Here is a 24,356-nt window from a genome sequence, read left to right as displayed (position 1 = left end):
ACAATAGTTTAAAGCCTCTATCTTATTTAGAAAGTAGTCAATCTCAAAAGATTGAATTATTTGTAACTGTATGCCCAGTAGTATACACCGTTTCCATCAACTACTGCTGCTACAGCTCCTTCAGTGACATTCGGATCGAGAAGCAAGTCTCTCAAACCACTGTTTGCCCATTTCTTAACGACAACAGCAGCATCTTCATCACGACGTCCTACAAAGCCTGTACTATCGTATTGACGTGAAATTTCATTTACTTTTGGAAGTGCTTGATTTTGATAAATGTCTTCAGACCAAGTCAATTCTTTCAATCCTTGAGCTTTACGAGTCTCATTGATTTTAGCGAAAGCTTCTTTCGCTTTTGAAACATAGTCATAGTTTGTATCGTTTGTTGCTTCAACACGGTAAACAAACTTCACATAACCAAATTCTACATCACTGTATTTCTTGTCTTCGACACCACTCTTGAGATTTGCAATCAAGACATAGTCCTTAGCGTATGGGTTTTCTTTCGTCTTCTCAAAGATTTCTGGATCTTCGATTTCCCACTCAACTTTAGCATCCCAACCAGAGTTATCAAGGAACTTAGGATTCATTTTTTCGATGACATAGTTTTTGAACTCTTCAACATTCTTGAATGGCAATGCTTGACCTGCTTTAGCAGTCGTTACCAAGTTAGTTGAGTAAAGTTTCACGCTTGAGTTCTTGTCACTGTACATGTACTCGTCATCAGCAGTGTTTTCGTGAAGTTTTGGATCACGAGCTGGATCGTTTGGATCAGTCATCCCTTGAAGTTTCCATTTTCCTCCAAGCCACTTCCAGTATGCTGAATAACCTGTACGCTCTGAGTTAGATGATACATAGTAGTAATGTGCACTACCGTCGAAGTAGTAGTTTTTATCATTCTTGAGGACTGCATCACCTGGTTTACCTGGTGGGTAAACCAATTTTGGAGTTTGTCCATTTGGTGCCCAAGCCAAGTGTTCCAATCCTTCAGCTGGTTTTTCAACATAATCAGGGATTTGGTTTTCACTTGGTTCATCAGTCGTTACCAAACCTGGTGTTGTTGGGATAGCTGGAGTTGCTGGTGTTTCTGGTTTTGGTTCTGCTGGTGTTTCTGTTGATGGCTTGAATGGATCAAATTCACCTTCAGCACCATTAATTGGTGGATTTTCTGGTAGGTCAACACTTGGAGTTGCTGGTTGTTCTGGTTTTGGCTCAGCTGGTGTTGTTGGCTCTTCAGGTTTATCACTAGGAGCTGGTGTTGGAGTCTCTGGTTCTGCTGGTGTTGGAGCAGGAACTTCAGGTTGACTTGGCTGTGCTGGCTCAACCGGAGTTGTTGGTTGTTCTGGTTTTGGTTCAGCAGGTGTTGCCGGTTGTGCTGGTGTTGTATCAGCAGAATCTTTCACCAAGACCCACTTACCATTTTGGTAGTAGTAATAATCACCATTGTCTAATACATAGTAATGGTAACCATTTTCGTAACGATAGTGCGGATCGTTTTCCAAGTTGTTAGTAGATGAGTTGTTGTTACTATTGTTTGTCAAAGGTTTCCACTGACCGTCACGATAAATACGGTAGCTACCGTCGTTCATGCGGTAGTAGTGATTGCCATTCCAGTAAATATAGTTTTCATCGCTAGCAAGGTTGTTGTAACTATTCCAATAGTTATAACCATAGTAGTTGCTACTGTTGTCATAGCCATAGTAGTTATTCCAATTACTGTAACCGTAGTTGTAACTTGGGTAATAGCTACCGTATCCATAGTTATAACTTGGGTAGTAGCTATTGTAGCCATAGTTATAGCTTGGGTAATAACTGTTGTAGCCGTAACTTCTTACAGTATAGTTTGATGTGCGGCTACGATTTGCAGTAGTACGGTTAGAAGTACGATTGCTTGAACGACGGTTAGTTCTTGTATAGTAGCTATTATTCCCATTCCAATTGTAAGCAGCGTGAGCTTCACTTGGTGCAAAAGTTGGAAGCATTGTTACAGCTGTTAAAACAGAAGCTGTCAAATAGGTATATTTTTTCTTCATTTCAACCTCTTAATTCTTTAATTTCTAAACTTGAAAATTAAAATAATAAAAATTTGGAAAGCAATTGTGCACAATTTTATAACTAAACCTCAAAACTAGAGTAAATTCTTCACATCAACTTGTTAACAGGCCTGAAATAAACAAGTTGACTTTCTGTCTTAAAAAAGAGCATATTGTAGTAGCATGAGGATTTTATATTTATTCGCTTTCTGAATTTATTCTAACACATCAACTTTCAAATATCAAATAATTTGACTCATCTTTTTTGATATTTTTTTAAAAGGAAAGCTAGATAAATTGGGGCAAAATGCCGCTCTGCATTATTTTTTGTAAACTAAAATATTTTTCTTTTCTTTCTCAAAAAAAAATTCAAACGTTTTCTAATTCAAAATAAGTATAAATATGCTAATAATAATTAGTGATATATATGTAATTGTTCGGATTTCAGTTCAAAAAATCCCCGGATTTTTCATCCAGGGAAAAGAATTTCTCTTATTTTTTATTTTTTCTTTCTTTATGTCGCTCATAAGCTTTAAACTGACGTTGTAGTTCCTGTCGGATGGCAGGTTCTGGAGCATATTTTTCTTCCCAGTCATCTGGCTTTAAAATCTTGTGTGTAACTGGGTCAAAATGAGCTTTCCCATCAGGGAAAACCTTTCCCATATTTGCTTCATGGACAATATCAAAAATGCGTTCTGGATCTACTCCCATCAATACAAAGCTGCCGTATGTGAAATACAATGTATCAATCAAAGCATCCACTTGACCGACCAGATTTTGCTTAGCAGGCGTCTTTTTCGCCACTTTCTCTGCCGCCTTATCAAGTGCCTCATGCATGCTTGCAAGGGAGTTTTGGAATTCTTCCTCCGAAGAACTTGCTGCGCGAACAAACTCTACTAATTCTTCAATTTTGAAATCTGCGCGGTGGGTTGCACCTTCAGCATCCCATGCCCGTGGCTCTTCTTGAGTTCGTTCATCCATCATGTGGTGGAAGGTCTTGACCTTATTAAAGTGGTAGTCTCGACTGACAAACACTTTTTCTGAAGCCAAAACACCAAAGTGCTCGAGCGCCTTGTGGATACCATCTTGTTGATTACTTGCCGTAATATGCTTGGCAACTTCTTTGACACTGCTACTGCCATTTCCCATAGCGACCGACATACCAACGCCTGCCAACATTTCCAGGTCATTGTCTGAATCACCAAAGGCCATTACTTGATTGAGATCAAAGCCATATTCTTTCCCGACTCGGCGAATGCCTTCTAATTTGGAATTTCCTTGGTTAATGATATCTGCTGCAAAAGGATTGCTTCGAGTTAATTTCAAGTCGTCAAAATCACTTGCAGCTTTCTCAGATTCCTCTGGCGTCATCAGCATCAAAACTTGGTAAATGGGTTGATTAATCAAGTTAAGCAGGTCGTCTTCCTTTTGAGGAACTGCCTTGCTGACCATTCGATTAAAGGATCGGCTAACGGTTCTTGTCAGAACAGTCGGGATAAAACGACTAACCAGTTGAGAAAAGGAGCCGAGACCAAATGACATAATTTTCGAACCAACAACGGCATGCTCGGTTCCAAGAGCGATTTCTTTATGCTCCTTTTTAGCGTAAGCAATCAGTTGACGCAGGCTTGACTTAGCAATCGGACTTGCAAAGAGCACCTTTTCTTTATTAAAAATGTATTGGCCATTGTATGTCACCGCAAAGTCTAGGTCCAAGTCTTCCATCAATTCCTTGACAAAAAACGGCCCTCGTCCTGTCGCTACTCCAACAAGCACTCCTTGCTCTTTGACAATCTTAATCGCGTCCTTAGTGGATTTCAAAACACTCTTGCGATCGTTGACTAGCGTTCCATCGATATCAAAAAAAACAGCCTTGACTTCCATCCTGTCCCATTCTCCCCTTTTGTGTTACAATGATTATACCACATTTCAGAAAGAGTGACTAAATCATGCCTAAGAAAATCCTTGTTTTACATACAGGTGGGACTATTTCCATGCAAGCAGACGCCACTGGTGCCGTTGTAACTAGCCAGGACAATCCCATGAACCATGTTTCCAATCCGCTTGAAGGGATTGAGGTTCATGCCCTAGACTTTTTTAATCTTCCAAGCCCTCATATCAAACCCAAGCATATGCTTGCACTCTATCATAAGATTAAAGAGGAAGCTGATAACTACGATGGAGTTGTCATCACACATGGTACAGATACCTTAGAAGAAACAGCTTACTTCCTTGATACCATGAAAATTCCGCCCATCCCCATCGTTCTAACAGGGGCCATGCGTAGTTCTAATGAACTTGGTAGCGACGGTGTTTATAACTATCTGAGCGCTTTGCGGGTTGCCAGTGATGATAAAGCAGCCGACAAGGGGGTGCTGGTCGTCATGAATGACGAGATCCATGCAGCCAAGTATGTAACCAAAACTCATACGACCAATGTCAGCACCTTTCAAACCCCAACACATGGACCACTTGGTCTCATCATGAAGCAAGAAATCCTCTACTTCAAAACGGCTGAACCTCGTGTCCGGTTTGATCTTGAGCATATTCAAGGTCTGGTTCCCATCATCTCAGCCTATGCAGGTATGACAGACGAGCTAATTGATATGTTAGACTTGGAACAGCTGGATGGCTTAGTCATTCAGGCCTTTGGAGCAGGCAATGTTCCCAAAGAAACAGCTCAAAAGTTGGAAAATCTCCTGCAAAAAGGAATCCCAGTCGCCTTGGTCTCACGATGTTTTAATGGTATTGCTGAACCTGTCTACGCCTACCAAGGTGGAGGGGTGGAGTTGCAACGAGCTGGTGTTTTCTTTGTCAAAGAACTCAACGCTCAAAAAGCGCGCCTCAAATTATTAATTGCCCTTAATGCTGGACTAAAAGGACAGGCTTTGAAAGACTATATGGAAGGATAAACCTCTTCTCTAGAACGCAAAATCAGGAAATCTCACGATTTCCTGATTTTTTCTATTTACGTTTTCGTGTAGAGCGGCGCTCTGTCAAACCATGAGGCAAGAGAACTTCACGTTCTTCCAACTCTTCCTTATGCATAATCTTAGTCAACATACGCATGCTGATAGCACCTAAGTCATAAAGAGGTTGGGCAATAGTAGTCAAGTTTGGACGAGTGAATCGTGCAATCTGAGAGTCATCTGTCGTGATGATTTCAAACTCTTCCGGTACAGATACACCATGGTCAGCTAAACCATTCAACACACCTGCTGCCAATTCATCACCTGTTACAACTGCGGCTGTAGCTTGTGATGAAATCAAGCGTTCTGCCAAGGCATAACCATCGTCATAGCTGTATTTTGATTCAAAGACCAATCCCTCACTATAAGAATGTCCAGCTTTTTTCAAGGCTTCCTTGTAACCAATTAAACGAACCTTGCCATTGATATCATCGACGAGTGGTCCACTCACAAAAGCAATCTTTTCGTTTTCTTTGAGAAGATAGCTCACGGCATCAATCGTTGCTTGTTTGTAGTCGATATTTACACTTGGAAGTTGGTGTTCTACATCCACAGTACCAGCAAGAACAACCGGTGTCCGTGAACGAGAAAACTCTGAACGAATCTTTTCAGTCAAGTGATAGCCCATAAAGATAATCCCATCGACTTGTTTTGAAAAGAGAGTGTTAACCACTGAAACTTCCTTTTCATCATCCTCATCACTATTTGCTAGGACAATGTTATACTTGTACATTTCAGCAATGTCGTCAATCCCCTTAGCAAGCGTTGAGAAATAACCATTGGTAATGTTCGGAATCACAACTCCGACTGTCGTTGTTTTCTTGCTAGCCAAACCACGTGCTACCGCATTTGGACGATAGTCCAAGCGATCAATCACTTCTAGGACTTTTTTTCGAGTGTTCTCTTTAACATTCTTGTTGCCATTAACGACACGGCTAACTGTTGCCATCGAAACTCCTGCTTCACGGGCGACGTCATAAATCGTTACTGTATCATCTGTGTTCATTCCGTTTCCTTTCTATAATGAAAATTTCGCTTTCACGCATCTACTTACTCCATTTTATCACTTATTGTAAACACTTTCAAGTATTTTTTAGAGAAACTTTGAAAAAATTTCACAGTTTATTCCCATTTTGAAAAAACAAGCAGAATTCCTTGATTTTTCAGCTTTTTTACTGTATGATAAGAAAAATAAAAGGAGGAAGGAAACATGGCTTTTACAAATACACAGAGACGTTCCGCCAGTTTTGGTGTTGTGACCAGTCTACCCGACGATGTTATCGACTCTTTATGGTTCATTATCGATCATTTTTTGAAAAATGTCTTTGAATTAGAAGAAGAACTCGAATTTCAGCTTCTCAACAACGAGGGGACCATTACCTTCCATTTCTCTAGTCAAAACCTTCCGACTAGCATCGATTTTGATTTCAATCATCCTTTCGATCCGCTTTACCCTCCTAGGGTCCTTGTTTTAGACACGAATGGTAAAGAAACTATCCTCCTTCCTGAAGAAAATGACCTATTTTAAAAACTCTAGCTTCTTGGCGTAAACTGCTGAGGAACTAGAGTTTTCTTTTTCTAATAAATGGAGCGACTAACAACTAGACCATTGGGTTTTGTGTACTCTAAATCAAGGTAATCCTGATAAGTCCCTGGCACAATGAAACCTTGGGGACTCAATATATCAGTTCCAGCTTTTCCCACGATAGAGTCTGCCAGCAAAACACAATTGGTACTGAGAACAAAGTAGGTCTTAAACTCGGATGAGCTGAATTTATAGAGGGTCGCATCTGCTTCCTCTTTTAGTTGGTAGGAGTAGGTATGCTTGACCTCTCCCTCTCTTCTTTTCATCAACTGCGAACTTGGTTCCCAAGGAATTAACAGGTCTTCTATCTCTGCTAGGCGAGCTTGGATAGCTGTTTTCTGTTGGTCCGTTAAACTCAGACCATAAGCAAACAAGGTCTTCTGACTTTCTCTCTTACAGAGCTCGATGTATTTTTCCCGATTGGCTTTAAACAAGACACCGTCTCCAACCATGCCGAATAAGCGCTCCGAGTGAGGATCATAGGAACCATAGGAAATAACCGTCCCTTGATAACAAATATCCACATGTCCCATAGCAAGGAAGAAAGAGGTTTCTGAGATATGGATAAAAATTTCCAGATCCACTGTCTGGTCGTTTTTTCTTTCTGAATGAACTTCCCCTTCTTGGCTTTCATGATTTGCCAGCCACTCATTTAGTTTTCGCAAGGTACTAATAGGAATCAAAGCCGTCACAAAGATTGGCAAGGTCATTCGCATTCGTCGTTTCAGCTTGGGATTGTTTTCTATCTTTTCAAAAAAGAAACCGTCCCGGAGGCTACTGGCTCCTAGCATGAGCAAGTAAAATCCAAGCAAGAGCAATTCAAAATTCGCTGCATCGTGAAAAGGAGAGATGCTATAAAGACCGAATCCTATCATCCATACAGCATCGAAGAGATGATGAAGCCGAGGATGAATGGCATTTTTTCGATAGAGAGACCAAGTCACAAGGCTAATGATGCCCGTAAACAGCTGGTAGCTCGCAATGATAAAAACCAGGAGATAGAGGGCAAGGTCTTGCAAGATGATAGAGTCAAACACCAGAGCCGCAACCACCAGCTTAGCCAAGGTTACAAAGATGTTTTCCCGACGTTTTTTATCTTGAAACCAGCGAGTCAACAAGTGCCAAACTGCTGACAAGGAAAAGTAGCCCATCAGCAACTGGTACCCCATCCGCGGAATAACTTGTCCAAAACGAATCAAGAGAAGCCCTAAAACAATAGCAAGTAGTCCCTCCCCGATACTCTTCCACTTGCTATAGGTCTCAGAAAGTTTAGGCATTTCCTTGCCCCAACTGGTCAACCAAGTATCGAATTGGTTGCTTTAGGATCGGATGGATAAAATGGGGAGCTATTTCCACTAACGGCTCAAGAACAAAGAGGCGTTCTGCTATATAAGGATGAGGCAAGATGAGTTCGTCTGTGTAAATGATCTGGTCCTCCACAAAGAGTAGGTCCAAATCAATCAAACGAGGCCCCCAATGCACTTCTCTCACCCGTCCCATTTCTGACTCAATGGCTAATAATGTTTCTAACAAGACTGGTGCTGGTAGCCAGGTTTCTACTTCAATCACCTGATTGACAAAGCTATCCTGTTCCACACCACCCCAAGGCTCCGTCGCCAAGATACTGGACTCTTTGAGAATATGGATACCTCGAGCTCGCAGTTTGTCAATAGCTTGTTCCAAGTTTGCTTGCTTATCTCCCATATTACTTCCTAGAGCGATAAAGGCCCGCTGCTTACGACGGTGAATGGTCACCGAGCAGGTATCCAATGGTAAATGCACTGGCGCCCACGGTTTTTTTAGTTCCAACTCAATCTCTTGGACAAGAGGATAAGTCTCAAAGGTACGTTCAACTAGTTTGTAGGCTACCGTTTCAATCAAATCCTCAGTGCTTTCCTGAAACCAAGTCGTCCACTGCTGACACAATTCTCCGTAATGGACAGAAGCTGTCAAATCCAATTCTGTAGCCGCCTTGGTCATATCATAGGATAAGCTTGCGGAAATAACAAACTTCTGCCCTAATTCTTTCTCACTAGGAAAAAGACCATGATAGGCAAAAATTTCCAAATCTTTAATCTGCAGTTGATCCATAACTTGTCCTTTCTAGAAAAATCCGCCCAAAGCGGATTCTTTTTATACTCAATGAAAATCAAAGTGCAAACTAGGAAGCTAGCCGCAGGCTTTCTCAAAACACTGTTTTGAGGTTGCAGATGGAAGCTGACGTGGTTTGAATTTGATTTTCGAAGGGTATTATAGTCCCATTAAACGATAAGCCTGATCTCTTAGGTCCTTATCTGTTTCAAATAGACCACGAGCTACTGTCGTCAAGGTTGCCGTTCCTGGTTTTCTGACACCACGCATGCTCATACACATATGCTCGGCCTCAATGACAACAAAGGCTCCCTTAGCCCCCAGATAGTCCATCAAGGCATCGGCCACCTCAATATTCAAACGCTCTTGAATTTGTGGTTTTTTAGAATAAACTTCAACCGTACGGGCAAGTTTGGACAAGCCTGCTACACGTCCATCTGGAATGTAGGCAATGTGCGCTCTCCCATAAAAGGGCAAGAAGTGGTGCTCACACATAGTATGGAAAAAAATATCCTTTTCCACTACCATATTATCATCAATAATCTCAAAGGATTTTGACAGGTGTTCCTCAGCAGTTTGGCCAAGACCTGAAAAAATTTCTTGGTACATACGGGCTACACGAGCAGGTGTTTCCTGCAAGCCCTCGCGGTTAGCGTCCTCACCAACAGCTTCGATAATCATTTTTACAGCCGTTTCAATCTTTTGTGTATCCATTCTCGTTCTTCCTCTCCATCAGATAGGCTCTCACTTGGCTCAAGAAATACAAGGAACCTGTGACAATCCTAACTGTTTCTTTCTCTTCATTTTTATCTGTCAATTTCTGCTCTAGAAAATCCTGCCAACTTTGGTAATTGAGATTTCTAGACTTGGCTGTCTCTTTCAGCACGCTTTCATCAGTCGCCCGACTATCGTCAAAATGTGTAAGGGTAAGCTCGGTATCTGGCATTTCCCCTAGCAAGTCCAGCATATCCTCCAAAGCCTTGGTTTTGATGCAGGTAAAGAGGATTTCCTTATGATAATCCTCAAAGCGTTCTTGTAAGGTTGCTAGTAAAGCCTTGATAGCATGGGGATTGTGGGCCCCATCCAAAATCATCAAGGGGTCGCTAGACACGACCTCCAAACGCCCTGGCCATCTGGTCTCTTTCAAAGCTTGAGCAACCAAGTCATTACTTGCTAATTCTCGCCCAGTCTCCTGACAATAAGTGTCTAAGAGAGCAAGCGCCATCCCCGCATTTTCTACCTGGTGCAAGCCAAGCAGGCCTGTTTGAAAGCGACCTTGTCTGACAGAACTAATATAGTCAAAGATTTCGCCTGTCACAACACTCTTTTGGTGACTGATCTGATAATCTTTCCCATAGGCAAGTCTCGATGCATTTTTATCTTCTGCAATGGAGTCAATCTCAGCCAAGGCTTCAGGAACAATATGACCTGTCACTAATGGAATGCCTTGTTTGATAATACCAGCCTTCTGCTCTGCTATGGCTTCCAAGGTGTCACCAAGTAGGGCTACATGATCCAGTCCAATGGTCGTAATTCCTGTTAAAATTGGCTGGCAGACATTGGTGCTATCCAGAAGTCCACCCATGCCGACTTCCATGATGCCCACATCAACTTTTTCAGTGGCAAAATAATCATAAGCTAGTGCAGTGATAATCTCAAACTCGGTTGTTCCTTGTAATGCAACGCTCCTCTCCCCCTCAAGCAAAGAGCGATAAACTGCCATGAGGGCCTCCAGCCTCGCTTCTGGGATGGATTCCCCATTGATGCTAATCTGATCCGTGTAATGAATGAGATAGGGCGAGCTGAACACCCCAACTCTTAGACCTAGCTTTTCCAGCATCTTTTTCAAAAAAGCAATGGTCGAGCCCTTGCCATTGGTTCCTCCAATATGGATGACCTTGAGTTTGAGATGGGGATTGCCTCTCAGTGCCAAGAGTTCCACCATTCTCTCCAAACCAAAATGCGGTTGGTCTGTTCGATAGTGGGCAATCCACTGATTGTTTTGAATTTCGTTCATATTACTTATATTGTTTTAAATCTAGATTTTCTGCATCATCTGCCAAACGGATAGCAGAGGCAATTTCAACTGCCATCCTGTGACTGGCAACATCATGCACGCGCACCACTTCCACACCCTGTCTCGCAGCGATACTGGTTACATGAGCCGAAGCTGTGTCCCGATTGCGGAAACCAAGTTCGGTCTCAGGATTAACTTCAAAACCATTGCCCTCCAGGATATTAATGACAAACCGCTTGCGCGAAACTCCAAGAAAGATCGGATAGCCTTTCTGATGGAGTTTATCCAGATCCCGTAGAAGGAGTAGATTTTCTTTCTTAGTCAGACCAAAGCCAATTCCTGGATCCAGCAAAATGTTTTCTCTTGCTATCCCAGCTTGATTGGCTCTCGCTAGTGCTCGTTCAAAGAAAGCCTCCATCAAGTCTTCAATTGGCATTTTTTCAAAGTCAGCTAACTCTTCCTCTGTAAAAGATTGCCCAAAACCAAAATGAGGAAATATGAGCGAACTAGGGTGCTGAGGTCGAGCCATGACTGGATTAAACATGATGACTACTTTCGCACCAGCCTTAGCAACCACATCCGCCATTTTCTCATCTCCCATGAGACCCGTAATGTCATTTACCAGATTGGCACCAGCAGCCAAAGCAGCCTCTGCCACCTGACTTTTCCAAGTATCGATGGAAATGAGAACATCACTTTCCTCACGGATAGCTTTAATCACTGGAACAACACGCTGGATTTCCTCTTCTATCTCAACATAGCTACTGCCCGGCCGAGTCGATTCTCCACCGATATCTAGCATGCTCGCTCCTTCTGCTATCAATTTACGGGCTTGCTGGAGTGCCTGCTCAAGAGCAAAAAACTGCCCACCATCTGAAAAAGAATCTGGTGTTACATTGATAATTCCGCAAATAGCTGTCTTTGCATGATTAGCTTTACTTGACATATCGGTCACTCCCTCAAGGTTTTTCACCATATTATCTCTCTATTTTACCATAAAAAGAAAAAGATGAACACGCTAGTATTCATCTTTTCCAAGCGGCTAATGGTTTAGAATGATAGACCTAGATTTCTACTAATCAATACCAATAATGCCAACAAACAAAATGCAATACCATTGAGAATCATATGAAGCAAAATGGACATCTCCAAACGCTCAGTCTTATAGGCTGTCCAAGTCAAAACCGTTGACATTCCTCCATAAATAATCACAGAAGGTAAATTGGTTGGCATATGAAGCAAGGCAAAGACGATTGCACCAACAATAAAACCTAGTTTTTCTTTTCCGCGGAAGATCTTTTTTGGAATAATCCCACGACACAAAATTTCCTCACAAATCGGCGCAATCAAGACTAGTAGGAAGAAAGTTGAAATCAAGGAACTATTCTGAACCAAACCATTCAGTATTGATTGGTTACTGGTTGTTCCCTCATTTGTTAGTCGAAGCAGGAGTGAACCCAAGAGATTTGTCGCAAAAATCACCAGATAACTCAGTACCAAGCGAGCCAAGTCTTTTGCCTTAAAAAAGGATAGATTAAAAGTAGCAAGTTGTGTTTTTCGTGCACCAATAATGAATACAATCAAAACGACTATGGATAGGGCACCAACTAAGAGCCCTGACTGTAAAATCGGAAACTGTTTGTTTGCTAAAAACAAAGCAAGTCCTATGGGAAATTGAGATAGAACAAAAGCTACCAAAAGGATGAGCACCCATTTCCCTCTGTTTAAAACCTCTTGCCAAACCGTCTTATCTTTCATGATGTACCTCCTTATAATTAAAAAGGGGAGACTCCCCTTTTTCTATTATACCATTTATAGCGCCATACTGATATAGTTAAGGATAAACAAGGCATCCAAAATCCAAATCATTACGTGCACATCCTTGGCTTGACCTTTGACAACTTTTGTCAAGGTGTATGTCAAGAAACCAACAGCAATACCTTGTGTGATAGAGTAGCTAAATCCCATAAAGATAGATGTGAAGAAGGCAGGAACCGCTTCAGCCATATCATCCCAAGGGATATTTTTCAAGTTAGAAAGCATCATGATTCCGACGATGATCAAAATTGGTGCTGTTGCAGCTGTCGGAACAATCGCTAGAAGTGGGCTAAAGAAGCTAGATAGAGCAAAACAGATCGCAACCACTAGGGCTGTCAACCCAGTACGGCCACCAGCGCCGATACCCGCCGCAGACTCAACATAGGTCGTAACGTTTGAAGTACCTGCAATGGCACCTACTGAAGTTGCCACCAAGTCAGAGTAAAGAGCCTTGTCCAATTTAGCGGACTCATGGTTTTCCCCACTTGTCGCAACGATACCAACTTTTTCACCAGTACCGATAAGAGTACCGATTGTATCAAAAATATCCGTTAGTGAGAAGGCAAGAATAGCCATCAAGGTTTCTGGTAAACGCGAAGTGTTTGAAATCAAAGATCCTAAACCTTCTGAACCAAGAGCAGCACCAAACAAAGTTCCTAAATCATTAACCGCTGATGAAAGATTGTTGCTAGCAAAGTCGATCCCTGATAATTTGACAACACCAACAGCAATGGCAAGGACAGTCGTTGTTAAAATAGAAAGAATGATTCCACCCTTGATACCTTTAACAACAAAGAAGATGGTAATAGCCAGACCTGCAAGAGCCACCAATACGGCTGGAGTATTGAAGTCCACCAAGCCTGGAACGGCTGCTGAGTTTGCAGTAAGTGCAGCTTGAGCCTTGTCTGCTCCTTCACCTGCTACAGTATAAGTACCTGGATCGATTGAGAATTTCAAGAGACCAGCATTCTTAATCCCAACATAGGCAAGGAAAACACCAATACCAGCCGAAATAGCTGAACGAAGTGTTGTTGGAATAGATTCGATGATCATTTTACGAACATTTGTCAAGGTAATAATCAGTGAAATAATTCCACAAATGAAGACCATACCAAGAGCTTCTTTCCAAGTATAGCCCATCCCAAATACAACTGTAAATGTGAAGAAGGCATTTAGTCCCATACCTGGTGCTTGTGCGTACGGCAAATTAGCATAGAAAGCCATCATCAAGGTACCGACTACAGAACCGATAATCGTTGCCAAGAACACACCTTGAACAGGCATACCCGTTTGGGAAAGCATTTGAGGGTTTACAAAGAGAATATAGCTCATTGCAAAGAATGTTGTTAAACCAGCAAGCACCTCTGTACGGACATCTGTCCCGTGCTCTTTTAGTTTAAATAGTTTGTCCATTTTTAATCTCCTTTTGTTTTTTACGAACAATATTAGTATTATATCATTTATCATTCACCTTTTCAATATATTTGTTTGATTTATTTAATAAATCAAAGCAACTGTAGCTTTTGTTCTTATCTGCTTTTCTTCCTTCTTTTTGATATAATAGTAGACATCTTATCTGGAAACGACTAGGAAGGTTGATATGACTAACAAAATTATCGCAGTCGATTTGGACGGAACCCTGCTGAATAGTGAAAGCAAGCTCTCCGATTTCACCAAAGAGACGATCAAAAAAATTTCAGAAAAAGGACACCATGTTATCATCACGACGGGACGTCCGTATCGTATGGCAAAAGATTTCTACCGTGAGCTAGAATTGCATACTCCCATGATTAACTTTAATGGTTCTCTTACCCATCTACCAGGACAGGCTTGGGAGCATGAAAAGTGCTTGACCTTGGACAAAAAATATCTCCTAGACATGGTCAAGCGCACGGAGGACATCCAGGCTGATTTTATTGCAGGAGAATATCGAAAAAAATTCTACATCACGACTCCGAATGAGGAAATTGCAGACCCTAAACTATTTGGCGTAGAGAACTTCCGGCCGGAAAATCAATTCAAACCTGAACGAGTAACCAAAGATCCCAACTGCATCCTTTTGCAAACAAGGGCTGAAGACAAATACGCTTTAGCGGACGAAATGAATCGTTTTTATCAGCACCAACTAGCTATCAATACCTGGGGCGGGCCCCTCAACATCCTCGAGTGTACTCCCAAGGGTGTAAACAAGGCCTTTGCTCTAGAGTACTTGCTCAATGTGATGAATCGTGATAAAAAAGACTTAATCGCCTTTGGTGATGAGCATAATGACACTGAAATGTTGGCATTTGCAGGCAAAGGATATGCTATGAAAAACGCCAATCCTGCTCTTCTTCCATATGCGGACGAACAACTTCCTCTGACCAACGAAGAAGATGGAGTTGCCCACGCTTTACAAAATTTATTCCTATAAAAGGGAAGATTGCGACCATGCAATCTTCCCTTTTTGTTTTCATTTTGTTTTCACAAAAGCAACTTATTTTCTGTATTTTTATATTAAATTTTCCATTACCATTTTCATTTATCTCTCAAAAGCGTTGATATATTAATATTTTTAAAAAGTCATTCTATGAAAACTTTTACATCTTTTTAGAAAAAGTAGTTGATTTTTATATGAAAACGGTTTATACTTAAAGTTAGGCTTAAAGTTTTCTTAAACATACAGTCAAACATTTTATAAGGAGGAATGACAATAATGAGTATCGGAATCATTATTGCGAGCCACGGCGAATTTGCTGCGGGTATTCATCAGTCAGGATCTATGATCTTTGGTGAACAAGAAAAGGTTCAAGTTGTAACCTTTATGCCAAATGAAGGTCCAGATGACCTTTACGCTAAATTCAACAACGCTGTGGCTGCATTTGACGCAGAAGATGAGGTTCTAGTATTGGCTGACCTTTGGAGTGGATCTCCATTCAACCAAGCTAGCCGCGTAATGGGAGAAAATCCAGAACGTAAGTTTGCCATCATCACAGGACTAAACTTGCCGATGTTGATCCAAGCCTACACAGAGCGCCTTATGGACGCGAATGCAGGTGTGGATAAAGTCGCTGCGAATATCATTAAAGAAGCCAAAGATGGCATCAAGGCTCTTCCAGAAGAGCTTAACCCAGTTGAGGAAGTTGCAACTGCTGCAGCTGCTCCAGTTGCCCAAGCTGCTATTCCAGAAGGAACAGTTATCGGTGACGGTAAACTGAAAATCAACCTTGCTCGTCTAGACACTCGTCTCCTTCACGGTCAGGTTGCCACTGCTTGGACTCCAGATTCAAAATCAGATCGTATCATCGTTGCTTCAGACAACGTTGCAAACGACGATTTGCGTAAAGAATTGATCAAACAAGCAGCTCCAAACGGAGTAAAAGCTAACGTTGTCCCAATCCAGAAATTGATCGACGTTGCAAAAGACCCACGTTTCGGTGACACTCATGCCCTTATCTTGTTTGAAACACCACAAGATGCACTTCGTGCAATCGAAGGTGGCGTGCCAATCAAGACTCTTAACGTTGGTTCTATGGCTCACTCAACAGGTAAAACAATGATCAACAACGTTTTGTCTATGGACAAAGAAGACGTTGCAACCTTTGAAAAAATGCGTGACCTCGGTGTTGAATTTGACGTACGTAAAGTACCAAACGACACGAAAAAAGATTTGTTTGACTTGATTAAAAAAGCAAACGTTCAATAATGTTAATCTGTTTCTATCATTTTTGAAAACAGGATTAAATACTTTATTAAAACTAAATAGAAAAGGAATAAAACCATGTCAGATATTTCAATCATTTCTGCTATCTTGGTTGTAGTTGTTGCCTTCCTTGCAGGTCTTGAAGGTATCCTCGACCAATTCCAATTCCATCAACCAATCGTCGCATGTACCCTTATCGGACTTGCAACTGGTAACCTCGAAGCAGGTGTTATGCTTGGTGGATCTCTTCAAATGATCGCCCTTGGTTGGGCAAACATCGGAGCTGCCGTAGCTCCTGACGCTGCTCTTGCATCTGTTGCCGCAGCGATTATCTTGATCAAAGGTGGTAACTTTACTACTGATGGTATCGCCGTTGCAACAGCAACAGCTATCCCTCTTGCCGTAGCTGGACTTTTCTTGACTATGATTGTTCGTACAATCTCAGTTGCCTTGGTTCACTCAGCTGATGCTGCCGCTAAAGGCGGAAACTTTGCTGCTGTTGAGCGTGCTCACTTTGTTGCACTTCTTCTTCAAGGTCTTCGTATTGCAATCCCTGCTGCCTTCCTTATCGCTATCCCAGCTTCTGCTGTTCAAGACGCTCTTGGTTTGATGCCAGACTGGTTGAACGGTGGTATGGCTGTCGGTGGTGCTATGGTCGTTGCCGTTGGTTACGCTATGGTTATCAACATGATGGCAACTCGTGAAGTATGGCCATTCTTCGCTATCGGTTTTGCTCTTGCAGCAATCTCTCAATTGACTTTGATTGCCCTTGGTGTCATCGGTGTTGCCCTTGCCTTCATCTACCTTAACCTTACAAAACAAGGTGGAAACGGTGGCGGCGGAGCTGCGACTTCTAACGACCCAATCGGTGATATCCTAGAAGACTACTAGAAAGGGGAACAATCATGGCTGAAAAAATTCAATTATCAAAATCAGATCGTCAAAAAGTTTGGTGGCGTTCACAATTCCTTCAAGGTTCTTGGAACTACGAACGTATGCAAAACTTGGGTTGGGCTTACTCATTAATCCCAGCTATCAAAAAATTGTACACTAAAAAAGAAGACCAAGCGGCTGCTCTTGAGCGTCACCTTGAGTTCTTCAACACTCACCCATACGTAGCTGCTCCAATCATGGGGGTTACTCTTGCACTTGAAGAAGAGCGTGCTAACGGTGTTGAAATCGACGACGCGGCTATCCAAGGGGTTAAAATCGGTATGATGGGACCTCTTGCTGGTATCGGTGACCCAGTATTCTGGTTTACAGTTCGTCCTATCCTTGGAGCCCTTGGTGCATCACTTGCTGCATCTGGTAACATTGTTGGTCCCCTTCTCTTCTTCTTTGGATGGAATGCTATCCGTATGGCCTTCCTATGGTACACACAAGAGTTCGGTTACAAAGCTGGATCTGAAATCACTAAAGACATGTCTGGTGGTATCTTGAAAGACATCACCAAAGGAGCATCTATCCTTGGTATGTTCATCCTTGCCGTTCTTGTACAACGTTGGGTATCTATCAACTTTACTGTTAACCTTCCAGGTAAACAACTGGCAGAAGGTGCTTATATCAACTTCCCAGAAGGCGCTGTAACAGGTGGAGAATTGAAGGGAATCCTTGGTCAAGCACTCAGCGGATTGAGCTTGGATAGTGTTCAACCACAAACTCTTCAAGGTCAGTTGAACTCATTGATTCCAGGATTGATGGGACTTCTCCTTACTTTCCTTTGCATGTGGTTGCTTAAGAAAAAAGTATCACCAATCGCAATCATCCTTGCTCTCTTTGCAGTAGGTATTGCAGCTCGTTTCTTCGGTATCATGTAAACCATCGAGAATATAAATAAAAAAGAATCAGGTAATAAACCTGATTCTTTTTGTGTATCAACTTTTTCTTCTAGTCAGATAATGCAAGACTCCAATCACCACTGCTAGGATGGCTACATAGACGACTTGGGTGGTTTCTAAAGGCACATACGCTCCTTGCAGTATAAAGGTATTGACAAGCACTCCAACAAGGGCTGCAAGGCTCAAAAGTATGAGCAAGACTAGTTTGTATCGATTAAATGGCAGGCTGACCTTGGCAACCAGACACAGACCATTGATCAGGGCAAGGAGGAAGCAAATAAATTTGACCTGACCAGGGACAGTGATAAAGAAGTTCGTCAAGAGTACACTAGCGACTAGAATGCCACCACCAATCGCAGCATTGGTCAAAATATCTCGCATAAAGTGAGTGCTGACCTTTTCTTTATTGGACTCAAAAGTTAGGAAGAAAGATGGAATCCCAATCGTAATAGCTGAAATGATTGTAAACTGAATGGGGATAAAGGCGAATTCCAAACCAAATACCACACTCAAAATGGCAAAAACGATGGAGAAGAAGGTCTTTGTTAGAAAGAGAGAGGCTACCTTTTGGATGTTATTGATGACCCGGCGACCTTCCATCAAGATATCATAAAATACCGCAAAGTCATCGGTCAAAAAAATAATATTGGATACACTTTTGGCTGCGCTAGTAGCACCATTCATAGCAAAACTGATATCTGCTTTCTTGAGTGCCAGAACATCGTTGACTCCATCGCCACTCATAGCAACTGTTTTCCCAGCATTTTGCAAAACGGTCACCATCTTTTCTTTCTGCTCAGGAGTCACGCGACCAAAGATATCATGCTCCAAGACCACTCTTTCAAAGTCCTCATCACTCACCTTGGTCATATCAATCGCACGGGCTTCTTCCTTAAAACCTGCCTTACGAGCCACCCCATATACAGCCACATGATTATCACCACTGATAATCTTCACTTCAACACCTTGAGATTCGAAATAGTCAAAGGTTTCCTGGGTATTGTCCTTAATCTCATCTGACAGAACGACATGCCCTAATAGTTCCATATCGGCTGGGTTTGTAATCTGGTCCTTACTATAAGCGAGTGTCAAGATTCGAAAACCTTGCTGCTTCAGATGTTCATAGTAGGTATCCATTGGCTGGGTAAAGCCTAAAAACTCATAGGCTCCGAAGAAATAGGTCCCACCCTCTTTTACTTGGACAAAGGAATACTTGTTTTTGCTTGAAAAGGCACCGACTTCTTGAACTTCCCACTTTTTCTCACAGGTTAAGTAAGTCTTCAGAGCTCGCGAAGTCGCATTCTCATCGTCAAAATAGGCTAGATAAGAAGACAGTTTCTCTGCTACATTAGCATCCATTTCTTGGACCTTCATATTCCCCGTCGTGATAGTTCCTGTCTTATCAAAACAAAGAACATCTACTCGCGCCAAGGTTTCCACACAGTATAGTTCCTGCACCAGAACCTTCTTTTTGGCCAGCTTCATGGCCGCTACTGCTAGGGAGACACTAACAAGGAGAATCAACCCCTCCGGAATCATGCCGACCAAGGCACCTGAACTTCCCAATACAATTTCAACATAAGACCGTCCTAGACTAAAACCTCTGACATAGAGCAGAATGGCAACTGGCACCAGCAAGATCGAGACGATTTTTAAAATCTTATCCATGTAATCGCGTAGTTGAGAAGGGTATTTTTTGAATTCCTTGCTGGATTTTGCGAGTTTGTTAATATAGCTATCTGGACCCACAGCCGTTGCCATAACCAGACAAGTACCGCTGACGACATTGCTTCCGCTCATCAGCTTGTCACCAACTGTTTTAAAGACCGAATCACTCTCACCAGTCAGCAAGGACTCATCAACTTCAATATTCCCTTCAAGAACTTCTGCATCGACAGGCACCTGATCACCCAGATTGAGATGCAGATACTCCCCTAGAACGATGTCCTCCGGATCAATCTCGATTGTTTGACCATCTCGATTGACTTTGTACTTACTTTTACCAAGCAAACTTAGCTTTTCTAAGGCATTTTTTGAACGCACTTCTTGGAAAATCCCAATGGCTGTATTGATAGCAATCACACCTAAAAAGAGCATATTTTCAAATCGCAAGGTTGTGGCTACCAGAACTGCCAGAGCCAAGTTCATAGCATTAAAGAAGGTAAAGATATTTGAAACGACGATTTCCTTGGTTGTTTTATAAGGTTTAATGTCGCTGATGTTTCGTTGACGATCCTTGATGTCTTGACTACTTAAATACTTCATTTCTACTCCGATATCCTTTTGTACTACTATAGTAACACATATCCTTTTCTCTGTCACTTAAAGACTCAAAATAAGAAGAACTCCCTTGGCAAGCATCATCTATCCCCACTTTAAAAAGTACTAAGAAAAGGCTAGGATTCCCCTAACCTTTTTTCTTTATGCTTTATTCTGCCAAGGCACCCATTGGATCCCAAGGTGCGAGCACGATTGGTTCTGCTTCATAAGCGGCTTGTTCTTCTGCTGTCAGCAATTCCTTACGGACAACGATTTGATAGGTGTATTCATCCATCCAAGCGTCTGAGGCGACGAAGTAACCATCTGTACCGACCTTGTCTCCCCATGAGTTTTCAACCTTCCACTTGGTTGATTTGCCGTTTTCATCCAAGTCAACACCTGTCAAGACCATGGCGTGGGTCATCAAGCTTTCGCTGTAGTCCAAACGTCCAGCCTTATCTTGAGTCAGTTGAATGTCCATACTTGATTCAAAGTCATAAACATCTGTCGCAAGGATTCCAGCTTTACGGTTGCTGAGCTGACCGACATCTGAACCAAACCAAACAGTCTCTCCTGTCTGCATTTGGGCAATCGCCAATTCTTTCAAGCGTTCCATCGGAACGTTGATATAACGAACTGCACGACTACCAACGACATTCCCCAACATCTCAACCGTGTAAGATTTGCCATAAGGCTTGTCAGCAGTTGGAGCATTGATAACCGAAACATAATCTTCTAAAGGCAGATTGACATATTTCTTGTAAAATTCCTGTGGTGTGATTCCTTTTTCACTTTGGTAATTGTCATCCTTATCACGATAAGCAAAGTCAAATTTACGTGGTGGAAGTCCTAGTGACATAGCAAGGAAGTTAAAGATTTCTTGCAAGAGGTCTTCTTTCTTAGCTTGAACAGTCACTTGGTCTGCACCAGAAGCGAGCAAGTCACGTAAGATTTGGGCATCTTGGCGAAGCAATTTATTAAGGATGGCATTGAGCTCACGGCTGCTGCTAGATGAAACAGACTCAGGATAAATAGACTTGGGAACGACACCGTATTTCTCAAAGAGGGCAACGACCATATCCCATTGACCACCATCTTGTTGTGGAGTTTGGAGTAGGAAGCTAACCTTGCGGCTCGTCAATTCTTGGTCTGCAGTCGCAATCACTTGCTCCAAGAACCAGTTTGATTTCTCATACTTGTCCCAGAAGAAGGTGTGGGCTTGTGACAGTTCAAAGTTTTCGAGCTTGTATTGTGAAATGAGTTTGTGGCGGAAGGTGTTAAGAGCTGCGAACATCCAGCAACGACCAGACGCTTTCTGGTTGGTAACCTTGTCCTTGGTCAAATCAAGTGAGAAAACAGGTGTATTGTCTACATGGCTTTGACGACGTTCTAGGGCTGCAAAAATACCGTTGTGGCTTGCAGCATTTTCGATAGCTTGGTATTTTACATTTGCTTCATAGTTAGCAAATAAATTATCCGTAAATGATTCTTGAATCGCGTTCATAGATTCCTCCTTTTATTCTAATGTCTATTATAACTCTTTTCACAAAGGAAGCAACTGAAAAATGAAAAAGGCAGGGACTTTCTCCTCACCTTTTCTAACATAATCCAAACTAAGCAATACTAGCAAGGAGCTCCTCTAACTCCTCCTTGGTCAGGCGACGCCATTCTCCTTGTTCTAAGTTCTCATCCAAGACTAAAGTTCCCATCGTCAAACGTTGTAGGTCCACCACTTCCTTGCCACAGTAGGCTACCATGCGTTTGACCTGATGAAACTTCCCTTCAGCAATGGTCACACGAACCAGACTTTGATTTTTTTCTGGATCTACTGACACAATCTCCAGCTTAGCTGGCTGGCAGGTAAAGTCCTTGAGCGGAATGCCCTTGGCAAATGTCTCCACATCTTCTTGGCTCATGATGCCTTCGACTTGAGCCAAATAGGTCTTATCCACATGACGTTTGGGTGAAAGTAACGCATGGGCCAGCTGACCATCATTAGTCAAGAGTAAGAGCCCATGGGTATCGATATCCAAGCGTCCTACAGGAAAGACTTCTTTAGCACGTCCATATTCGTCCAATAAGTCCAAAACCGTTCTGTGTTTTGGATCCTCAGTTGCTGAAATGACTCCTTTAGGCTTGTTCATCATGTAGTAGACAAACTCCTCGTACTCTAGCACTTGACCATCAAAGCGAATTTCGTCTTTTTCTTCATTTATTTGCAATTTTGCTGATTTTTCTTTCTTGCCATTGACCGTCACGCGTCCAGCCTTGAGCAAGTTTTTAACCTCTGTCCGACTTCCCACAGCGCAGGCAACTAAAAATTTATCTAATCTCATAGAACCATTATATCATACTCAAAAGGAGGTTGGTACAATGACCAACCTCCTTTTTTCTAGTTTTTCAAGAAACTAACTTCCTCGTCTCCAGAAAATAGCTAAGACAATCATAGCTCCTAAAACTGATGGGATAATAGCCGTATCAGCTAAAATAGGCCCCCAAGTTCCAAAAAGCATTTGACCCAGGAAAGCACCAATCCAACCCAGGAACATTTTCCCAAAGCATCCCATCCGTTCTCCACGATTGGTGATAGCTCCAGCTAATAGTCCGATCAAAAGACCGACAAACATACTTCCAATCATAGTTTCTCCTTAAATTGCCCAATCTCCATTGCGGAAGAGTGGTACGCGTGTTCCATCCTCACGGATACCATCGATATCCATTTGGTTCGAACCAATCATAAAGTCAACGTGAACGTCTGAACGGTTGAGTCCTGCAGCTTCCAGCTCTTCTTCGCTCATCTCTGCTCCACCAACGACACTAGTTGCATAAGCTGCACCGATAGCCAAGTGGTTTGAAGCATTTTCATCAAAAAGGGTATTAAAGAAAGTAATGCCTGACTGTGAAATTGGGCTTGGATCTGGTACCAAGGCACATTCACCCAAGGCACGCGCACCAGCATTCTTAAAGACAAGGTCCTTCATAACCTGATCACCTTTTTCAGCTGTAATATCAATGATTTGACCATTTTCAAAGGTTACTTTAATACCTTCGATGATATTTCCATTATAGCTAAGTGGTTTTGTAGAAGTAACATAACCATCTGCACGACGGAAGTCAGGAGCTGTAAAGACTTCTTCTGTTGGCATATTTGGCAAGAAACCTTCGCCTTGAGCATTGATAGCTCCAGCTGATTCCCAAACGTGGTTCTTAGGCAAGCCAAGTGTCAAGTCTGTTCCAGGGGCAGTGTAGTGAAGAGCTGAGAATTGCTCTTTGTTGAGCATTTCCGCCTTGCTCTTCAAGATTGCTGCATGTTCTTCCCAAGCTTTAACTGGATCTTCTTCGTAGATACGGCAAGTTTTGAAGATTTGGTCCCAAAGGAGGTCTACTGCTTCTTCGTCACTCGCAGCATTTGGAAAGACCTTCTTAGCCCACTCGAGTCCAGCAGCTGCTGCTACAGTCCAGCTAACCTTGTTAGATTGAGTTGCGATACGCATTGGCTTCATAGCAATTCCCATAGCTTTAGCAGAAGCTGAAAGCTTTTCAGCGTCCACTCCGTTCAAGGCACCTGGGTCAGAGGAACGGACACCGAGACGACTTGCTTTGTTTTCAAGAAGGTAGTTCATCTCAGCAATCTTGTATTCTGGTACATTGTCCAAACGCTCTAGTGGCGCGTGAAGGAATTTCTCGCGATTTACAAAGTCATCTGCCCATTGAACGATAACTTCGTGTGCTCCAAGTGCATAAGCTTCTTTGACGATTAAGTGAGCCAACTCACGTTGCTCCACATCGATAGAGAGAGCCAAAGTGTGACCCGGTTGCACATTCACACCGTTTGCAACCAAAAGCTTAGCGTATTTTTCTAGATTTTCTTTAAAATTTGGTAAAACCATTTGTGTTTCCCTTTTCTATTTTTATTTTTCTTTCAAAGCAGAAAATAATCCTGCCAAAGCAATAGCACCTGAAAGGAGTGCTGTCGATAAAAGAATTGTCTGATCAGCAAGGTCTAATTGATACTCAAACACCTTCTCAGCTGGCTTGTCTTCCGCAAAAATTCTGAGTTTCAT

The 24,356-nt window shown here is 42.2% G+C and carries 22 protein-coding genes; 6 read left to right on the top strand and 16 right to left on the bottom strand.

The window, feature by feature from the left end; all coding sequences use genetic code 11:
* Positions 1-56 precede the first annotated feature (56 nt).
* Together MP387_RS01140 and MP387_RS01135 are read right to left on the bottom strand one after the other, a co-directional pair.
* Entirely contained in the window at positions 57-2,033 is a 1,977-nt protein-coding gene (locus MP387_RS01140) for a CAP domain-containing protein (RefSeq protein WP_242747059.1), read from the bottom strand.
* Positions 2,034-2,525: 492 nt separating this feature from the next.
* Positions 2,526-3,917 (bottom strand): Cof-type HAD-IIB family hydrolase, encoded by a 1,392-nt coding sequence (locus tag MP387_RS01135; RefSeq protein ID WP_242747057.1) that lies wholly within the window; start codon positions 3,915-3,917, stop codon positions 2,526-2,528.
* A 65-nt stretch (positions 3,918-3,982) separates the two neighbouring features.
* Here MP387_RS01135 and MP387_RS01130 point away from each other — a divergent pair, with 65 nt between their 5' ends.
* Entirely contained in the window at positions 3,983-4,945 is a 963-nt protein-coding gene (locus MP387_RS01130) for an asparaginase (protein ID WP_242747054.1), read from the top strand.
* A gap of 52 nt (positions 4,946-4,997) precedes the next feature.
* Here MP387_RS01130 and ccpA read toward each other — a convergent pair whose 3' ends face one another.
* Complete coding sequence (gene ccpA, locus MP387_RS01125; protein WP_001090635.1) at positions 4,998-6,008, bottom strand: catabolite control protein A; 1,011 nt, start codon at positions 6,006-6,008, stop codon at positions 4,998-5,000.
* Between the two features lie 204 nt (positions 6,009-6,212).
* On the opposite strand from ccpA, the gene MP387_RS01120 reads away from it, so the two are divergent.
* Positions 6,213-6,530: a DUF960 domain-containing protein gene (locus MP387_RS01120; protein WP_242747052.1), complete on the top strand. Its 318-nt coding sequence runs from the start codon at positions 6,213-6,215 to the stop codon at positions 6,528-6,530.
* A 50-nt stretch (positions 6,531-6,580) separates the two neighbouring features.
* Here MP387_RS01120 and MP387_RS01115 read toward each other — a convergent pair whose 3' ends face one another.
* From MP387_RS01115 to MP387_RS01085, 7 genes are all read right to left on the bottom strand, one after another.
* Positions 6,581-7,864, bottom strand: coding sequence for a DUF308 domain-containing protein (locus MP387_RS01115; protein ID WP_242747050.1), 1,284 nt, complete (start codon positions 7,862-7,864; stop codon positions 6,581-6,583).
* On the bottom strand, positions 7,857-8,678 hold the full coding sequence (gene folK / locus MP387_RS01110; protein ID WP_242747048.1) for a 2-amino-4-hydroxy-6-hydroxymethyldihydropteridine diphosphokinase: 822 nt from the start codon (positions 8,676-8,678) through the stop codon (positions 7,857-7,859). The genes MP387_RS01115 and folK overlap by 8 nt, the downstream gene beginning before the upstream one ends.
* Positions 8,679-8,837: 159 nt before the next feature.
* On the bottom strand, positions 8,838-9,392 hold the full coding sequence (gene folE / locus MP387_RS01105) for a GTP cyclohydrolase I FolE (protein WP_000380931.1): 555 nt from the start codon (positions 9,390-9,392) through the stop codon (positions 8,838-8,840).
* Positions 9,373-10,695 (bottom strand): bifunctional folylpolyglutamate synthase/dihydrofolate synthase, encoded by a 1,323-nt coding sequence (locus MP387_RS01100; RefSeq protein ID WP_242747046.1) that lies wholly within the window; start codon positions 10,693-10,695, stop codon positions 9,373-9,375. The genes folE and MP387_RS01100 overlap by 20 nt, the downstream gene beginning before the upstream one ends.
* A gap of 1 nt (position 10,696) precedes the next feature.
* Positions 10,697-11,671, bottom strand: a complete 975-nt coding sequence (folP, locus tag MP387_RS01095; RefSeq protein WP_242747044.1) for a dihydropteroate synthase — start codon at positions 11,669-11,671, stop codon at positions 10,697-10,699.
* Between the two features lie 74 nt (positions 11,672-11,745).
* Complete coding sequence (locus MP387_RS01090; protein WP_242747042.1) at positions 11,746-12,453, bottom strand: CPBP family intramembrane glutamic endopeptidase; 708 nt, start codon at positions 12,451-12,453, stop codon at positions 11,746-11,748.
* Positions 12,454-12,507: 54 nt separating this feature from the next.
* Positions 12,508-13,926: an NCS2 family permease gene (locus tag MP387_RS01085; protein ID WP_049520591.1), complete on the bottom strand. Its 1,419-nt coding sequence runs from the start codon at positions 13,924-13,926 to the stop codon at positions 12,508-12,510.
* A 187-nt stretch (positions 13,927-14,113) separates the two neighbouring features.
* On the opposite strand from MP387_RS01085, the gene MP387_RS01080 reads away from it, so the two are divergent.
* The 4 genes from MP387_RS01080 (at position 14,114) to MP387_RS01065 (ending at position 18,012) form a co-directional block, all read left to right on the top strand.
* Complete coding sequence (locus tag MP387_RS01080) at positions 14,114-14,926, top strand: Cof-type HAD-IIB family hydrolase (RefSeq protein WP_242747039.1); 813 nt, start codon at positions 14,114-14,116, stop codon at positions 14,924-14,926.
* Between the two features lie 282 nt (positions 14,927-15,208).
* Positions 15,209-16,198, top strand: a complete 990-nt coding sequence (locus MP387_RS01075; protein WP_242748021.1) for a PTS sugar transporter subunit IIB — start codon at positions 15,209-15,211, stop codon at positions 16,196-16,198.
* 75 nt (positions 16,199-16,273) lie between these two features.
* Complete coding sequence (locus MP387_RS01070; RefSeq protein ID WP_061426591.1) at positions 16,274-17,086, top strand: PTS mannose/fructose/sorbose transporter subunit IIC; 813 nt, start codon at positions 16,274-16,276, stop codon at positions 17,084-17,086.
* Between the two features lie 14 nt (positions 17,087-17,100).
* On the top strand, positions 17,101-18,012 hold the full coding sequence (locus MP387_RS01065; protein ID WP_000818316.1) for a PTS system mannose/fructose/sorbose family transporter subunit IID: 912 nt from the start codon (positions 17,101-17,103) through the stop codon (positions 18,010-18,012).
* Between the two features lie 57 nt (positions 18,013-18,069).
* Here MP387_RS01065 and MP387_RS01060 read toward each other — a convergent pair whose 3' ends face one another.
* From MP387_RS01060 to MP387_RS01035, 6 genes are all read right to left on the bottom strand, one after another.
* Positions 18,070-20,298: an HAD-IC family P-type ATPase gene (locus tag MP387_RS01060; protein WP_242747036.1), complete on the bottom strand. Its 2,229-nt coding sequence runs from the start codon at positions 20,296-20,298 to the stop codon at positions 18,070-18,072.
* A gap of 163 nt (positions 20,299-20,461) precedes the next feature.
* Positions 20,462-21,796, bottom strand: a complete 1,335-nt coding sequence (pepC, locus tag MP387_RS01055; protein WP_242747033.1) for a C1 family peptidase — start codon at positions 21,794-21,796, stop codon at positions 20,462-20,464.
* Positions 21,797-21,905: 109 nt separating this feature from the next.
* On the bottom strand, positions 21,906-22,628 hold the full coding sequence (locus MP387_RS01050) for a pseudouridine synthase (RefSeq protein ID WP_242747030.1): 723 nt from the start codon (positions 22,626-22,628) through the stop codon (positions 21,906-21,908).
* Positions 22,629-22,700: 72 nt separating this feature from the next.
* Positions 22,701-22,931 (bottom strand): GlsB/YeaQ/YmgE family stress response membrane protein, encoded by a 231-nt coding sequence (locus MP387_RS01045; RefSeq protein WP_216728805.1) that lies wholly within the window; start codon positions 22,929-22,931, stop codon positions 22,701-22,703.
* 9 nt (positions 22,932-22,940) lie between these two features.
* Entirely contained in the window at positions 22,941-24,182 is a 1,242-nt protein-coding gene (locus tag MP387_RS01040; RefSeq protein ID WP_242747028.1) for an aminopeptidase, read from the bottom strand.
* A gap of 21 nt (positions 24,183-24,203) precedes the next feature.
* On the bottom strand, positions 24,204-24,356 hold the full coding sequence (locus tag MP387_RS01035; protein WP_000776623.1) for a hypothetical protein: 153 nt from the start codon (positions 24,354-24,356) through the stop codon (positions 24,204-24,206).

Source organism: Streptococcus oralis (genome assembly GCF_022749195.1).
Lineage (GTDB): Bacteria > Bacillota > Bacilli > Lactobacillales > Streptococcaceae > Streptococcus > Streptococcus oralis_CI.
The sequence above is the reverse complement of the archived record's forward strand: the minus strand, read 5'-3'. Positions and strand labels throughout refer to the sequence as shown.